Genomic DNA, 15,078 nt, shown 5'->3' on the forward strand with positions numbered 1-15,078 from the left:
GCTGGCACCGCGCCTCCCGTCCGTCTGCGCGCACGCGTCTGCGCGCACGCCCAGAGCACGAGACTCGCCCTCAGCGACCGACCTCGTGCTCCCCAGCGCGAGGAACGTCGCTCACCACGAGACTCGTGCGGCGGCGGCAGACGGCTGCGTGATCAGAGCACGCCGACCGCGGTCGCGCGCCAGCGCGCGTTCCGCACCTCGAGCCGGATCGCGACCGCTCGCGCGTGACTCCGCCCGTGTACGACCACCGTGGCCTCGACGACGCCGTCCGCGGGCGAGCAGCACACGACGCGTTCCGCTCGGAGCGACGGGCGCTGGAGGGGACTGCGGCGCGCCGAGCGACTCCGCGCCGCGAGGGCGGACCGCTGCTGGAGGTGCCGGTGCACGTCCTCGGTGACCCAGCGGGCGATGCTGTCGACCTCTCGGGCACCGCTGAGGATCTCCACCACGCAGAGCGCGAGTGCCCGCGCGGTCTGCCCGGGATCGGGGAGCGCCACGGGCCCCGCTGGACCGGGGAGCGCCGGATCGACGCTGTGCGGCACCGCGCGCAGCGGCGGCGGCGGCGGGACGGTGTCCTCCTCCGGATGATCATCGTCTGGTCGTACTGCTCGTTGCGCCACCCCGGCCCCTTCCGTTGAGGCTGAGCGTATGGTGAGTGCAACATTCGAAATACCGCAGGTCTGTCACCTGTGGACAACGCGGCGTTGTCCACACAGGGCGACACCTAGACTTGGCACGTGTCGACCCTCAGTGACCTCGTCCTCGCGCAAGGCCGTTCTTCCGAAGCCGACGTAGAGTGGCTCCACCTGCTCGTCGGGGACTGGCAGCTGCTCGCCGACCTCTCGTTCGCCGACATGGTGCTCTGGGTCCCCACGGCAGAGGACGGCTCGTTCGTGGCCGTCGCGCACGCCCGTCCGAGTTCCGCCGCGACGCTGTTCTACCGGGACATCGTCGGCCAGGAGATCCGCGAGGAGTGGCGCGAGCAGGTGACGGAGTGCTTCGTCGGCAGCCGGGTCGTCGACTCCGCCGAGCCCGACTGGTACGAGGACACCCCGACCCGCGTGCGGGCGATCCCGGTGCTCCGACGGCTCTCGGCGAACAGCGCGGAGACCACCGACCGTCCGATCGCCGTCGTCACGCGGCACTCGAACCAGGACGAGATGCGGACGCCGAGCCGGCAGGAGCTGAACTTCACGGCCGGTGCCAACGACCTCTTCGGCATGATCGCCACGGGGGACTTCCCGGACCTCGGTGCTCCGGCCGGTCCGCGTCGAGGGGCACCGCGTGCGAGCGACGGACTCCTGCGCCTCGACACGAACGGCGTGGTGACCTTCGCGAGCCCGAACGGCCTCAGCGCGTTCAACCGCATGGGCTTCGAGGGCGAACTCGAACGCAAGTCCCTGGCCGAGGTGACGACCGAGCTCATCGGGTCGAAGCTCGACGTCGACGAGTCACTCCCGCTCGTGGTCACCGGGCGTGCGCCCTGGCGTGCCGACGTCGAGGCGAGGGGCGTCACGGTGTCGCTGCGCTCGATCCCGCTCCGCGACCACGGTGAGCGCATCGGCGCGATCGTGCTCTGCCGCGACGTGTCCGAGCTGCGCCACCAGGAGCGCGAGCTCATCACGAAGGACGCGACGATCCGCGAGATCCACCACCGCGTGAAGAACAACCTCCAGACGGTGGCGTCCCTCCTCCGCATCCAGGCGCGACGCACCCACTCGGAGGAGGCCCGCACGTCGCTGCAGAACGCCATGCGCCGGGTCGCGGCGATCGCGGTCGTGCACGACACCCTCTCGACCGGGCTGAGCCAGAACGTCGACTTCGACCAGGTGTTCGACTCGGTGCTCAAGCTCGTGACCGAGGTCGCGGCGTCCCACAACACCACCGTCCGCCCGAAGAAGACCGGCGAGTTCGGCGTCCTGCCCTCGGAAGCGGCGACCCCGCTCGCGCTCGGCCTCACCGAACTCGTGACGAACGCGGTCGAGCACGGGCTGGACGGCCGCGACGGCGAGGTCGAGATCGTCGCCGACCGGTACGACGACCACCTCGAGATCCAGGTGCGCGACAACGGTCGAGGGCTGCCGGAGGGCAAGGTCGGGTCCGGTCTCGGCACGCAGATCGTCCGCACGCTCATCCAGGGCGAGCTCGGCGGGACGATCGACTGGCACACGCTCACGGGCAGCGGGACCGAGGTCGGCATCTCGATCCCGTTCCGCTGGCTGACGGCAGCGCCCGCGGCGTAACGCCCGCGGCGGCCGCTCGCACAACCGAAGTCGATCGGCACCACGGGAAACCGTGGTGCCGATCGACTTTGCTCGTGCAGAACCGAAGCGCACCGCGCACCGCACGCACCACCCCCCCCTCTCCCGCACACGACGAAGCCCGCCGCCCCAGGGGGGCGACGGGCTTCGGGGACCGCAGGTCAGGAAGCGCGACGAGCGCGGGCGGCGCGGCGCTTCAGCGCACGACGCTCGTCCTCGCTGAGGCCGCCCCAGACACCGGAGTCCTGGTTGTTCTCGAGGGCGTACTGCAGGCACATCTCGGTGACGGTGCACCGGGCGCAGACGGACTTCGCCTTCTCGATCTGGTCAACTGCGGGGCCGGTGTTCCCGACCGGGAAGAAGAGCTCGGGGTCCGCGGTGAGGCAGGCAGCCTGGTCACGCCAGTCCATGTGTGGTGCTCCTTGATGTCGATGCTCGAACGGCAGCCGTGGACGTGGTTCGGGGGATCGGAACGCTGGGCATGCTGAGCATGAGGGGACACCCTGTGGGGGAGGGATCCGCTGGAAGCGAGTCTGACGCCCGCGGAACGCTCGGGGGAGGAGCGTCGAACCACGGGAGACGCACACCACATCGTGCCGTCCGAACGACCTCGAATATCGTTCCATACTGGTAGGGGCAAATCAAGGGTTCCGACGCTGGAGGATCGCTGTGCACGACACCACACCCGCCGAGTCCGCGGACCCCGGACAGCGCTCGCCCGCGTTCACGGTGCTGCAGGTCGTGCTCGGCCTCGAGTTCCTCGCGCTGGCCGGCGTCACGGTCTGGCTCCTCGTCGAACTGGTCACCTCGCCGGCGACGAGTCTCGCCTCCGGGATCGCGCTGACGATCCTCACCGCGATCGCGGCGCTCTGGCTCGGCGCGCTCTTCGTCGGGTTGCGGAACCGCCGTCCGTGGGTGCGCTCCGGGATCATCGTCTGGCAGGTGATGCAGGGCGCGCTCGCGATCGGTGCGTTCCAGGGAGTCTTCCGCGTCGCCTGGTTCGGCTGGCTGCTGCTCATCCCCGCGCTGCTCGCCATCACGCTCGTGCTCTCGCGGCGGGTCACGGCCGCCCTCGTCCGCCAGGACGGCGACGGGGACTGAGTCCGCCAGGACGGCGACGCGGGCTGACGCAACCGCCTGGAGGCCCGGTGCCGGTCCCGTGGACCGGTACCGGGCCTCCAGTGCGTGCGCTCCGCCGATCAGACCAGGCCGAGCTTCTTCCGCAGGCTGGCGACGTGGCCGGTGGCCTTCACGTTGTAGAGCGGCAGCTGCACGGTGCCGTCCTCGTCGACGACGATCGTCGAGCGGATGGTGCCGGTGACGATCTTCCCGTAGTTGTTCTTCTCGCCCCATGCGCCGTACGCCTTGTGCACGGCGAGGTCGGGGTCGCTCAGCAGCGGGAACGTGAGCGCCTGCTCGTGGCGGAACTTCGCGAGTGCGGGCAGCTCGTCCTTCGAGACGCCGAGGACCTCGTAGCCGGCCGCCTGCAGCGACGACATGTTGTCGCGGAAGTCGCACGCCTCGGTGGTGCACCCCGGGGTGGAGGCCGCCGGGTAGAAGTACACGATGACCTTCTTCCCCCGCAGCGTGGACAGTGCGTGCTCCGTGCCGTCCTGGTCCGGGAGGGTGAAGTCGGGGGCGGTGTCGCCGGCGGCGAGACGGTCGGTCATGGTGCTCCTGTTCGATCGTGGTGCCCGGTGGTCATGAGCACCCCGAAGCCATGCTATTGTTGTTTCCCGTTGCAGCACGGTGAAACGGAACGCAGCGAACGCACCTCTAGCTCAATTGGCAGAGCAACTGACTCTTAATCAGTGGGTTCTGGGTTCAAGTCCCAGGGGGTGCACCAGCAAGGCCCCGGTCCGAACGGACCGGGGCCTTCGTCGTTCCCGGGCTCGGACGACCGCGAGCGACGACACGCCCGAGTGGTACTCCGGCCCCGAAATCAGTCGGGTCGGACGTCGACGATCCGCTCCTCGCCGAACACCGGGTCGACGGCTCCCGCCGTCACCGCCGCGAGGTCCGCTCGGAGGCGCGACCGTTCGGCTGCCGGCACCCACAGCTCGAACGCCGCGGCTGCTCCGTACACCGGCTCGCCGAGCACCGCGTCGTGGTGGCGGACCCAGTCGCGGAGGACGTTGTCGATCCGCCCGGCCTCGGCGTGCGGCACCGCGACCGTCGCGCGGGTCAACGACCGTCGGGGCACGACCACCGCGCGGTCGAGGGTCTCCGACACCGAGGTCGAGTACGCCCGGACGAGTCCGCCGGCCCCGAGCTTCACGCCGCCGAAGTACCGCGTGACCACCGCGACCAGGTCGGTGAGACCACGGCGACGCAGGACCTCGAGCATCGGGACCCCGGCGGTACCGCTCGGTTCGCCGTCGTCGGAGGAGCGCGCCTGGTCGCCCAGGACGCCGGTCACCATCGCCGTGCAGTGGTGCCGCGCGTCCCAGTGCCGCTTCCGGACCTCCGTGACCACGCGCTCGGCGTCGGCGACGTCCACCACCGGTGCGACGGTGGTGATGAAGCGCGACTTCGTGACGACGACCTCGTGCTCGACCGGGGCGGCGATGGTGGAGGGGAGGGACGCGCTCACCGGATCGAGGCTACCGGCGCTACCATGACCTGCACTGCTGGCGACTGGGGAGGAGTCCGATCGACATGGACGACATCGTCGACGACCGGGGTGGCGCGCTGGACGCCGCGGAGCTCGCCCGGCGGCTCAACCTGCTGCTCGACTTCGAGGAGTCGCAGCGCGGCGCCCCCGTGCCGTTCGCCGCGGTCGAGGAGTACGTCGCCGCCCACGGTGGATCGCTCTCTCGGGCGAAGTGGACGTACATGCTCTCCGGCGACGGCCGGCGCAACCGCGACTCCGGTCTGCTCCGTCTGCTCGCCGGGTTCTTCGAGGTCGACGAGCGGTTCCTGCTCGAGGACAGCGCGGTCCCGGAGCGGATCAGCGCGCAGCTCGCCCTCGTTCGCTCCCTGCGGTCGGCGCGGGTGAGCGGCTTCGCGGCCCGGACCTTCCCGGGGGAGCTCTCGGCCGAGGCGCTGCGGCGGATCGCCGAGGTGCTCGAGGAGGAGTCGCAGCGGGGGAGCGTCGCGTGAGCGCCGACTTCGTCGAGGCGTTCTGGGCACGGGCGGACGCCGAGGGCTGGTCGGACGTCGACGACGCCGTCGCCGCGGCGGCCGCGATCGTCGGGAAGCCCATCGTGGTCCGTGAAGAGGCGTTCCTCGCGGAGGAACCCGTGTGTGGCTTCGTCGCCACGCTCGAGCACCGGCACCTCGTGATGATCTCGCCGACGCCGTCCCAGACCTTCCGGTCGTTCGTCATCGGGCACGAGCTCGGGCACGTGCTGCACCGGCACCAGGAGGCCCAGGCGCAGTCGGCGTACATCCGTGACGTGATCCCGGACCTGCCCGAGTACAAGGTCGAGCGGGCGATGGCCCGCGGGCTGTTCGACAACGCGTTCGAACGGGAGGCCGAGTTGTTCGCCGACCGGCTGGCGCAGGTCATCCGTGCTGCCCGGACCCGTCCGAGCGACTTCCGCGGGGTCTTCGGGTGAGTGCCGACCGCCACCCGGTGGTGCCGCGGTGATCCTGGCCGTCGCCCAGGCGCTCCTGCTCGTCGTCGGCACGGTCGTGCTCTTCGTCCTCCAGCGGGGACAGGACCGTACCCTCGCCGTGACCTTCCTGCTCTTCGCGGCGACGATCGTGACGAACGTGGACCCGCTCTACCGGTGGGTCGATCCGCTGTTCGGCGGTTTCAACCTCGTCACGGTGGTGAGCGACTGTCTCATGGTCGCGGGGACGAGCACGCTGCTGTGGGGCGTCGCGAAGGCCGTCGGGTTCGGTCGACGCTGGCTGCGGACCGCGATCGTCGTGGTGTTCGCGGTGGTGCTCGTCGTCGTCGTGACGGCCTTCACCGTGCTCGAGAAGCCGCCGACCACGACGACGTTCATGCTCGACGCCGGGGCGCACCCGGCTGCCGTGGTCTACTCGGTGTCGCAGACGGTGTACCTCGGCGTGGCACTCGGCGCGACCGGGCTCATCTGCCTCCTCCGCCTGCGTGAGGCCCGCGGGCTGGTCGACCGGATCGGCCTCTGGGTGCTCGTGCTCGGCGGCGTGCTCGGCGTCGTCCGCATGGTCGTGGTCGTCGTGATGGACGTCGCGCACCTCGTCGGGGACCTCGCCGTGACCCGGTCGCTGGCGGTGCCGTACGACGTCACGACGCCGGGAGCCGTGCTGTGCGTCGCGTCGGGGATGCTCCTCCTCGTCATCGGCCACCAGATGTGGCGCGCGCGTCGGACGGGCACGGTGGAGCGGGCGATCCGGAGCCTGCAACCGCTCCACGACCGGATCGGGACGGACAACGCGTACCCCGCGACCTCCGACCCGGAGACGCGCCTGAGCCGCACGATCGTCGAGATCAACGACGGGGCGCGGGCCAGCCGGACGGTGCTGACGCCGGAGGAGCGCGCGGTCCTCGCCGCCGCCGAGGGAGCGCTCGACCCCGCCTGAGGTCGACGGTCGCCGACGCGCCGTGTAGGGTCTGTAGCAATTGCTACAGACCGGTGGGTCTCGACCGCGTTGGGGGCGGCCGAGCCCCACCGGCCGGCACAGCACCAGCCGGTGCGACAGCGACGGTCGTTACGATCGGTACGTGCTCGTCTTCGCCGCCCTCGTCCTGTTCATCGGCGCCGTCTTCAACGTCGTCGCCTGGCCGCGCTTCTTCCAGCGCGTCGCGAAGGACCCGCGGGCGCGCGACGCCGCGGGCCGGCCGACGACGTTCTGGCGCGTGCACCTCGTCCTCGTCGTGATCGCGCTGGCGATCGCGGCCGCGTCGGTGGTGGCGGGCATCCTCCTGCTGGTCTGACCCGGCACACCCCGCGTCGTGCGCACGCGGCGGACGGGAGGCCCGTGGCGGCGCCGCCACGGGCCTCCCGTCCGCCATGTGGTGCGGCAGCACCGTCCGGTCCGCGTGACGGACGTCGGTGGTCCGGGGTAGACCGGGTGCCACCGGCGACAGGAGGACCCCGTGACGGACGCGACACCCCGCACCTACCCCCAGGGCGTGCCGAGCTGGATCGACCTGCGCACGCCCGACCCGGACGCCGCCGAGGCGTTCTACGGCGGCCTCTTCGGCTGGTCGTTCGAGGAACGCCTGCCGCCCGGCGTCCCGGGGTCGTACCGGATCGCGAGCGTCGACGGACGCGAGGTCGGCGCGGTGGCGTCGAGCGGCGACCCGGCGCGGTGGCAGACGTACGTCGCGGTCGACGACGCCGATGCGGTGGCAGCGCGGGTCGTGGCGCTCGGCGGGACCGCCACCGCGCCCGAGGACGCCGGTGCCGGCGGTGCCGCGGGCCGCAGCGTCGACTGCGTCGATCCGCGCGGGGCGGCGTTCGGGCTCTGGCAGGCCCGTGCCCGGCTCGGGTCGCAGCACATCAACGCACCGGGCGGTTGGGTGTTCAGCGACCTCCGCGCCACCGAGCCGGACGCGGCACTCGCGTTCTACGCCGACCTGTTCGGCTGGCTCGTGTCCGACATGCAGGAGGGACCCGGAGCGATGCTCCGGCTGCCCGGCTACGGCGACCACCTCGCGGCGACGTCCGACCCGTCGATCCAGGAACGGCAGGTCGGGGCTCCGGAGGGGTTCGCCGACGTCATCGGCGCGCTCGACCGCCTCGACGCCGGCCACGACGACTGGCACGTGGCGTTCAGTTGTGCCGACCGCGACGCCGCGGCGACCAGGGTCGAGGAGCTCGGTGGGTGCATCACCGGGACGTGGGAGGGCTACTGGACGCGGGCGGCCGAGGTCGAGGACGCCCAGGGCGCGCCGTTCCGCCTGACGCAGTTCGTGCCGCGCGGCTGACCGCGGAGCTCAGTCCGCCAGGGGCGCCCCGAGCACCCGGCGGAGGGCGTGGTCGGCCACCCGCTCGTCCGTGGTGTCGAGCAGCACGCGGTAGGTGTCGTCGTCGGTGACGAACTCGACGCACACCGCGTCGTCGTCGCACGGGCCGATCCGCCAGCCACGCACCGATCCCATCGGCACTTCGGTGCGGCCGGACCGCTCGTAGCTCGTCTCGGCGGTGACCCGGTCGTCGAAGACGCGCACGCGACCGAACGTGCCGCGCCAGGTCAGCTGCAGGTCGAGTGAGGGGATGAGCGACGGGTCCGGCACCCGCCGATGCTACCGGCGGACGCCGGACCCGTCACGGACGATCCGGTGGACGCGCGTCACTTCCCGGACTGGTCACCCGTCCCGTCACGGCGCACCTGGTTCGCGGGGTCGCGTCCGGTGACTGGGTACGGCCCGGTGACGCCCTCGCGGAGGGCCGCGATGCGGAGGATCCGGTCGCGCTGCAGGAACCAGCCGACGATCAGGAGCGGGATGATGATCACGAGGGACGCGATCGTGTAGGTGCCGACCGGGTAGTCGATCGCCATGAGCACGATGACCGACGCGAGGAACGCCAGCGTGAGCCACGCGGTCACCGGTGCGCCGGGCAGGCGGAACGTGGGCTCCTTCGCGAGGCCCTGCTTCGCCCAGCTCCGGAGCTTCATCTGGCAGAGGATGATCGTGCCCCACGCCGTGATGATGCCGAGGCTCGCCACGTTGAGGGCGATCTCGAACGCCTGGGACGGCACGAAGTAGTTGAGCACGACGCCGACGACCGTGAAGCCCGCGGTGAGCAGGATGCCCGCGTACGGGACGCCGCCGCGCGACATCTTCGTGGTCCACTTCGGCGCGGAGCCGTTCATGCCCATCGAGTGCAGCGCGCGGCCGGTCGAGTAGAGGCCGGCGTTCAGCGACGACAGCGCCGCCGTGAGCACGACGAAGTTCATGATCGACCCGACGACCTGCCCGACCTGCGGGTTGCCGATCGACGAGAAGAACGTCACGAACGGGCTCTCGCCCTCCTTGTAGGAGGTGTACGGCAGCAGGAGCGAGAGCAGCACGACCGAGCCGACGTAGAACACCGCGATGCGGAAGACGACGGAGTTGATCGCGCGCGGGATGACCTTCTCGGTGTCCTGCGTCTCGCCCGAAGCCGTGCCGACGAGCTCGATCGCCGCGTACGCGAACACGACGCCCTGGATCACGAGGACCGCGGGCAACAGGCCGTTCGGGAACACGCCGTCGTTGTTCTGCAGGATCGAGAAGCCGGTCTGCACCGCCTGCCCGCCGGTCTCGACGGGGAACGCGAAGATGAGCCACACCAGCGCGACCACGAGGAACGCGACGAGGGCGGCAACCTTGATGAGTGCGAACCAGAACTCGAGCTCGCCGAAGACCTTGACCGCGACGAGGTTGGCCGCGAGGACGACGACGAGGGCGATGAGCGCCATCAGCCACTGCGGCGCCGAGGTGAACGGCTTCCAGTACTGCATGTAGAGCGCGACCGCGGTGGTGTCCACGATCGAGGTCATCGCCCAGTTCAGGAAGTACATCCACCCGGCGGCGTACGCGAACTTCTCGCCGTAGAACTCGCGCGCGTACGAGATGAACGACCCGGAGGAGGGGCGGTGCAGCACGAGCTCGCCGAGGGCACGGAGGATGAAGAACGCGAAGATCCCGGCCACCAGGTAGGTGATGGCGAGCGCGGGACCCGCGGAGTTGAGCCGTCCACCGGCACCGAGGAAGAGGCCGGTGCCGATGGCCCCGCCGATCGCGATCATCTGCAACTGCCGGGGCTTCAGACCGTGCTGGTAGCCCTCCTGCTCGTGCGAGAAGTCCTGCGCGGGGGCGCGACGGGCTCCCGTGTCGTTCTGCGCTGTCATGCGCGACACGCTACAGGTGCGAGCGACCCGGGGTGGCACACAACCCGCCCCGCTGGACCCGGGGGACCGTCGTCTTGGTTGCATGGAGGGATGGACATCCTCCTCCGACTCCTCGTCGCGGTCGGGTTCGCCCTGCTCGTCACGGCCGTCGCCGCGCTCGTCACCCACCTCGTCTTCCGCTCCCTCGCCCGTCGTGAACGCTGGGCGTCCGTGCTCTCCCGTCGGACGAAGCACCCCTTCCGCACCGTGCTGCTCATCGCCCTGCTCTGGACGGCCTTCGCCACGAGCGTCCCGGACACCCGTGCGTACCCGTGGCGCGACGAGGTCTCGCACGTGTTCCTCATCGCGGTGATCGGTACCGGCTGCTGGCTCGCCTGCGAGGTCGCGATCTTCCTCGAGTCCCTCGGCCTGCACCGCTACCGGACGGACGTGCCCGACAACCGCGTCGCCCGCCGGGTCAAGACCCAGGTGCTCGTCCTGCGCCGCCTGACCGTCGCGGTGCTCGTCATCATCGCGGTCGGCGCGATCCTGCTGACCTTCCCCGGGGTCGAGGCCGCCGGCGCGAGCGTGCTCGCCTCCGCGGGGCTGATCTCCGTGATCGCCGGCCTCGCGGCGCAGTCGACGCTCGGCAACGTGTTCGCGGGCATGCAGCTCGCGTTCTCCGGGTCCATCCGGGTCGACGACGTCGTGGTGGTCGAGCAGCAGTGGGGGAGGATCGAGGAGATCACCCTGACCTACGTCGTCGTGCACCTGTGGGACGACCGCCGGTTCGTGCTCCCGTCGACGTACTTCACGAGCACCCCGTTCGAGAACTGGACGCGGACGAACAGCGAACTGCTCGGTGCCGTCGAGTTCGACCTCGACTGGCGCGTGCGCCCCGGAGACATGCGCGTCGAGCTCGAACGGATCCTCGAGCGGACCGAGCTCTGGGACCGCCGGGTCCAGGTGCTCCAGGTCACCGACGCCGTGCAGGGGTTCGTGCACGTCCGCGTGCTCGTCACCGCGCACGACGCCCCGTCGCTGTTCGACCTGCGCTGCTACGTCCGCGAGGAACTGGTCGCCTGGATCCAAAGAACGCACCCGGACGCGCAGCCCGTGCAGCGGGTGCTCATGGTGGAGGACGTCGCCGCGCCGCGACGACGCGGCGCGTCGACCGCCGCGTCGTCGGCGCTCTTCGGCGGTGAGCACGACGAGCGAGCCGCGATGTTCACCGGGCCGATCAGCACCTCCGACGTCCGGCCGGCGGACGTGCCGTAGCCGGGTCGACGAACGGACGGGAGGCACGTGGCGGACCCGCCACGTGCCTCCCGTCCGTCGTGTGGTCGCCTCGCGACCCGCTCCGGCTCCCGCCCTACGGCTGACGCGCTTTCACGGCGCGGTCGTCCTCGACCACCGTGCCGATCGCGACGATCGTCGTCGCGAGCCACGCCACCCAGGTGAGCGCGAGGCGCCAGTCGCGCGGACCCTGGCGGGTGGTCTGCACCACGCTGTAGCCGCTGATGATCGAGCTCCACACAGCACCGCTGAACATGAACTTCCGCACGGGTTCCTCCTCCTGGTCGTCCCGTCAACGCTACCGGCCGCTACATTGGAGCGCCGCCGGTCACCCCTGGGCCGGCGTGCTCGTGAGGAGTGAGTGTGCGTCAGGCCGTCATCGGCGGAGTCCTGCTCGTGGTCGGTGCCGTGTGCGTCGCCCTCGGGCTCCTGCCCCTGTCCGACCTCGCCGAGCTGGCCGACCGCGTCGTGCCGGTGCTCGGCTTCGTGCTCGGTCTCACGATCGTGGCCGAGCTCGCCGCCGACGCCGGCGTGTTCGACCGGCTCGCCGACCTCGCCGCCCGCGTCGGCGGCGGGCGCACGATCGGCCTCTGGGCCGCGGTCGTCGTGCTCGCCGTGGTCTGCACCGTGTTCCTGTCGATCGACACGACGGCGGTACTCCTCACGCCGATCGTCATCACGCTCGCCCGGCGCGTGGGGCTCCCGCCCATGCCGTTCGCCCTCACCACCGTGTGGCTGGCGAACACGGCGTCGCTCCTCCTGCCCGTGTCGAACCTGACGAACCTGCTCGCCGTCGACCGCATCGGGCTCGACGGACCGATCCCGTTCGCGGGACTGATGGTGTGGGCGGCGCTCGCCGGCGTCGTCATCCCGTGTGCGGTGCTCCTCGTGGTCTTCCGCGGGAAGCTGTTCGGCCGCTACACGCCCGTGCCGGTCCGTCGGGCGTCCGACCCGGTGTTCTTCTGGTCGGCGTCGGCGGTGCTCGTCGCGCTCGTCGTCGCGCTGACGGCGGGCGTGACGGTCTGGATCGCGGCGGTCGTCGCTGCCGTGCTGCTGGTCGTCGTGGCCGCCTTCCGGGCGCCCTCGGAGCTGCGCGTCTCGCGCGTGCCGTGGTCCACGCTCCTCTTCGCCGCCGGGCTCTTCGTCGTCGTCGAGACGCTGCACACCACGGGGCTCACCGACCCGATCGTCGACGCGCTGCCCGGCGGTACCGGCACCGGCTCCCTCCTGGCGCTGGGCGGCGCGGGTGCGGTGGCGGCGAACGCCATCGACAACCTGCCCGCCTACCTCGTGCTCGAGCCGGCGGCCGGGCACGAGGCACTGCGGTACGCGGCACTCCTCGTCGGGGTGAACGCCGGCTGCCTGATCACCCCGTGGGCGTCCCTCGCGACGCTGCTGTGGCACGCGCGGCTCGCGTCGGAGGGGGTCCACCTGTCGTGGGGGCGGTACATGGCGCTCGGGTGTGTCGTCGCCCCGCTGACCGTCGTGGCCGGGGTGCTCGCCCTGCGTCTCTGACGGGCGCGAAGACCTACAGCCAGTCCTTGCTCTTGAAGACGCGGTAGAGCACGAGCGAGGACGCGATGATCAGCCCGATCGAGGCGTAGAGGCCGCTCCACGCGCTCTCGCCGGGGAACTTCACGTTCTGCCCGAAGAACCCCGTGATGGCCGTCGGGATCGCGATGATCGCAGCCCAGCCGGTGACCTTCTTCATGACGACGTTCTGGTGGTTCGACGCGATGCCGAGGTTCGTGTCGAGCACGCTGCCGACCGCTTCGCGCAGCTGCTCGACCGAGTCCGCGATCGTCACGAGGTGGTCCTGGACGTCCCGGAAGTACGGCCGGATGCCGTCGACCACGAGCTCCGCGTCGCCGTGGAGGATCGACGTGACGCTGTCGCGTGTCGGCACGACGAGCCGGCGGAGCACCCCGAGCTGCTTCCGGAGCACGAACGACCGCCGCTGGATCTGGCGTTCGCGGCTGCTGCCGTGCTCGAACAGGTCGTCCTCGAGCGCGCTGACCGCCTGGTCGAGGTCCTCGACGACGTCCGAGGCGTGGTCGACCACGGTGTCGAGCAGTGCCCACATGAGCCAGGGCACGCCGTGGTCGGCGATGTCGGCGTTGGCGTCGAGGCGGTGCTCGACGTCGCGGAGGTCGACGTCGGTGCCGTGGATGGTGATGAGTGCCCGCTTCGTCACGAAGGCCTTCACCTCGTGGCTGACGAGTTCGCCGGCGTCGGTGCGGCCGCTGACGTCGTAGACCACGAGGAACAGGCTCTCGCGGTACCGGTCGAGCTTCGGCCGCTGCCCGCCCTCGAGGGCGTCCTCGACGGCGAGGGCGTGGACGCCGAGCTCCTCCTCGAGGTCGGCGAGGTCCTCCGGCCGGGGGTCGGTGTGGTCCACCCACACGAACGTGCCGGGTTCGGCGACGAGGTCGGAGACCCGCTCCACCGGGAAGTCGCGTTCCGCTGCGGTGCCGTTCCGCCACGCCCTCGTCATGACCATCAGCCCAGCGTACGGCGACGGCCGGCCCGGGACTCCCGGACCGGCCGCCGTCGTGGTGTGCGTGTGCTCAGTACGCGGAGACGAGCTTGCCGTCCTCGACCTTCAGGTAGGTGTCGACGTCGAAGCTGTCGTCGCCCTTCTTGGCGTCGCCGAAGAAGTCCTTGTACGAGTAGGCGATCTGGCCGTCCTTCGTGCTCTTCACCTCGACGTAGCCGCTGCCGGAGGACTCGACCGTCAGCTCGGGCTTCGACTTCACCGTGTACTGCACCGAGCCGTCGGCGTCGTACGGGCCGTACCAGGGGCAACCGTCGCCGTAGCCGATGTCGGTCTTCTCGGCGCAGGTGTCGATGAGGTCCGAGACGTACTGCTCGGCATCGCGCTCGAGCGCCTTCGTCGCCGTGGGCTGGAAGGACACGTACGGGGCAGCGGACGCGCCGACCTTCACGGTCTTCGTGCCACCGGTGAAGTACTTCGTCCCGCCGACCTCGACCTCGTAGCTGCCGGGGTAGGCGAGCGACTCGAACGCGCCGTTCTCGATCGCGCCGACCTTCTTCCCGCCGACGGTCACGTCCGCACCCTCGAGCACGTCGCTCGCCGAGATCGACACACGGTCGGCGAGCGGCTTCGTGACACGCCACTCGTCCTTCACGAGGAACGAGGTGCCCGTGCGCTCCAGCGTGATGTCACCGGAGCGGTCCGAGCCGCCCTGCTGGTAGCGGACGGTCGCGTACGCGGTGTCGCCCGAGGTCGACACCCGGCCGATGCGGACGTTCGTCGGACGGTCCTCGGCGCTCTCCAGGACGGCGGCGTCGAGCATGGAGGCGTTCGACGGTGCCTCGGTCATCCGGGACGCGGTGTCGGCGTCACCGCGGGCGATGGCCTCGACGTAGCTCCGGGCGGTCGGGGCCGGACCCCACACGTTCGACCGGAGGACCCCCGTGGTGACGGCACCGGCGACGACGACCACCACGACGACGCCGGCGGCGACGAGCGAGCGGACGAGCACCTTGCGGGCCTTCGGCGACAGCGGGGTCGGGGTGGGTGCCTGGCCGCCGATGAACGGCTGCGGGCCGCCGGCGCCGGGCGCACCGACGCCGGGAGCACCGACGCCGGGGGCGCCGACGCCGGGCGCCTGGGCCCACGCGCCGTCGACGGGCGCGTGCTCGGCGGGTGCCCCGGTGCCGTGCTGGTCCGTGGCGGGCGCGGTCGGCGTGGCGGCCGGCTGACCGACGACCGGCGCACCGGCGACGGTCGCGCCGGGAGTGC

Annotated in this window: 17 protein-coding genes, 1 tRNA gene and 1 pseudogene; 10 read left to right on the forward strand and 9 right to left on the reverse strand. The window is 71.1% G+C overall.

The features are described from left to right. Positions 1-152: 152 nt before the first annotated feature. Positions 153-497 (reverse strand): Rv3235 family protein, encoded by a 345-nt coding sequence (locus tag QPJ90_RS11620; RefSeq protein ID WP_354670477.1) that lies wholly within the window; start codon positions 495-497, stop codon positions 153-155. Positions 498-737: 240 nt separating this feature from the next. Between QPJ90_RS11620 and QPJ90_RS11625 the strand changes: the two genes are divergently transcribed. Beyond that, a complete protein-coding gene (locus QPJ90_RS11625) occupies positions 738-2,243 on the forward strand; it encodes a PAS domain-containing sensor histidine kinase (protein WP_290131380.1) in 1,506 nt (501 codons plus the stop codon). 179 nt (positions 2,244-2,422) lie between these two features. On the opposite strand, the gene QPJ90_RS11630 is transcribed toward QPJ90_RS11625, so the two are convergent. Continuing rightward, positions 2,423-2,671, reverse strand: coding sequence for a WhiB family transcriptional regulator (locus QPJ90_RS11630; RefSeq protein WP_022904217.1), 249 nt, complete (start codon positions 2,669-2,671; stop codon positions 2,423-2,425). A gap of 259 nt (positions 2,672-2,930) precedes the next feature. Between QPJ90_RS11630 and QPJ90_RS11635 the strand changes: the two genes are divergently transcribed. Then, positions 2,931-3,362: a hypothetical protein gene (locus QPJ90_RS11635; protein WP_290131381.1), complete on the forward strand. Its 432-nt coding sequence runs from the start codon at positions 2,931-2,933 to the stop codon at positions 3,360-3,362. A gap of 98 nt (positions 3,363-3,460) precedes the next feature. Here QPJ90_RS11635 and bcp read toward each other — a convergent pair whose 3' ends face one another. Beyond that, on the reverse strand, positions 3,461-3,931 hold the full coding sequence (gene bcp, locus QPJ90_RS11640) for a thioredoxin-dependent thiol peroxidase (RefSeq protein WP_290131382.1): 471 nt from the start codon (positions 3,929-3,931) through the stop codon (positions 3,461-3,463). A gap of 100 nt (positions 3,932-4,031) precedes the next feature. On the opposite strand from bcp, the gene QPJ90_RS11645 reads away from it, so the two are divergent. After that, positions 4,032-4,107, forward strand: a tRNA-Lys gene (locus tag QPJ90_RS11645). A 96-nt stretch (positions 4,108-4,203) separates the two neighbouring features. On the opposite strand, the gene QPJ90_RS11650 is transcribed toward QPJ90_RS11645, so the two are convergent. Then, on the reverse strand, positions 4,204-4,854 hold the full coding sequence (locus QPJ90_RS11650; RefSeq protein WP_290131383.1) for a YigZ family protein: 651 nt from the start codon (positions 4,852-4,854) through the stop codon (positions 4,204-4,206). A 65-nt stretch (positions 4,855-4,919) separates the two neighbouring features. On the opposite strand from QPJ90_RS11650, the gene QPJ90_RS11655 reads away from it, so the two are divergent. The 5 genes from QPJ90_RS11655 to QPJ90_RS11675 all read left to right on the forward strand — a co-directional run bounded on the left by QPJ90_RS11655 (position 4,920) and on the right by QPJ90_RS11675 (position 8,127). Beyond that, positions 4,920-5,363, forward strand: coding sequence for a hypothetical protein (locus QPJ90_RS11655; RefSeq protein WP_290131384.1), 444 nt, complete (start codon positions 4,920-4,922; stop codon positions 5,361-5,363). Further along, positions 5,360-5,821, forward strand: coding sequence for an ImmA/IrrE family metallo-endopeptidase (locus QPJ90_RS11660; protein WP_290131385.1), 462 nt, complete (start codon positions 5,360-5,362; stop codon positions 5,819-5,821). The genes QPJ90_RS11655 and QPJ90_RS11660 overlap by 4 nt, the downstream gene beginning before the upstream one ends. 28 nt (positions 5,822-5,849) lie before the next feature. Continuing rightward, the gene (locus QPJ90_RS11665; protein WP_290131386.1) at positions 5,850-6,776 is read left to right on the forward strand and encodes a hypothetical protein; all 927 of its coding nucleotides are present in this window, start codon (positions 5,850-5,852) and stop codon (positions 6,774-6,776) included. A gap of 142 nt (positions 6,777-6,918) precedes the next feature. Further along, positions 6,919-7,131, forward strand: a complete 213-nt coding sequence (locus QPJ90_RS11670) for an SCO4848 family membrane protein (protein WP_290131387.1) — start codon at positions 6,919-6,921, stop codon at positions 7,129-7,131. A 162-nt stretch (positions 7,132-7,293) separates the two neighbouring features. Next, positions 7,294-8,127, forward strand: coding sequence for a VOC family protein (locus QPJ90_RS11675; protein ID WP_290131388.1), 834 nt, complete (start codon positions 7,294-7,296; stop codon positions 8,125-8,127). Between the two features lie 9 nt (positions 8,128-8,136). On the opposite strand, the gene QPJ90_RS11680 is transcribed toward QPJ90_RS11675, so the two are convergent. Together QPJ90_RS11680 and QPJ90_RS11685 are read right to left on the reverse strand one after the other, a co-directional pair. Beyond that, entirely contained in the window at positions 8,137-8,436 is a 300-nt protein-coding gene (locus QPJ90_RS11680) for a hypothetical protein (RefSeq protein WP_290131389.1), read from the reverse strand. 56 nt (positions 8,437-8,492) lie between these two features. Continuing rightward, a complete protein-coding gene (locus QPJ90_RS11685; RefSeq protein ID WP_290131390.1) occupies positions 8,493-10,037 on the reverse strand; it encodes an amino acid permease in 1,545 nt (514 codons plus the stop codon). Positions 10,038-10,127: 90 nt separating this feature from the next. Between QPJ90_RS11685 and QPJ90_RS11690 the strand changes: the two genes are divergently transcribed. Next, positions 10,128-11,294, forward strand: coding sequence for a mechanosensitive ion channel domain-containing protein (locus QPJ90_RS11690; protein WP_290131391.1), 1,167 nt, complete (start codon positions 10,128-10,130; stop codon positions 11,292-11,294). Positions 11,295-11,388: 94 nt separating this feature from the next. Here QPJ90_RS11690 and QPJ90_RS11695 read toward each other — a convergent pair whose 3' ends face one another. Further along, the gene (locus QPJ90_RS11695; protein ID WP_058725532.1) at positions 11,389-11,580 is read right to left on the reverse strand and encodes a hypothetical protein; all 192 of its coding nucleotides are present in this window, start codon (positions 11,578-11,580) and stop codon (positions 11,389-11,391) included. Between the two features lie 95 nt (positions 11,581-11,675). Between QPJ90_RS11695 and QPJ90_RS11700 the strand changes: the two genes are divergently transcribed. After that, entirely contained in the window at positions 11,676-12,827 is a 1,152-nt protein-coding gene (locus QPJ90_RS11700; RefSeq protein ID WP_290131392.1) for an SLC13 family permease, read from the forward strand. Between the two features lie 13 nt (positions 12,828-12,840). Here QPJ90_RS11700 and QPJ90_RS11705 read toward each other — a convergent pair whose 3' ends face one another. Beyond that, positions 12,841-13,812: a magnesium transporter CorA family protein gene (locus tag QPJ90_RS11705; RefSeq protein ID WP_290131393.1), complete on the reverse strand. Its 972-nt coding sequence runs from the start codon at positions 13,810-13,812 to the stop codon at positions 12,841-12,843. 67 nt (positions 13,813-13,879) lie between these two features. After that, positions 13,880-15,078, reverse strand: a pseudogene (locus QPJ90_RS11710) (hypothetical protein); the annotation flags it as partial.

It is taken from the genome of Curtobacterium sp. 458 (assembly GCF_030406605.1).
GTDB lineage: Bacteria > Actinomycetota > Actinomycetes > Actinomycetales > Microbacteriaceae > Curtobacterium.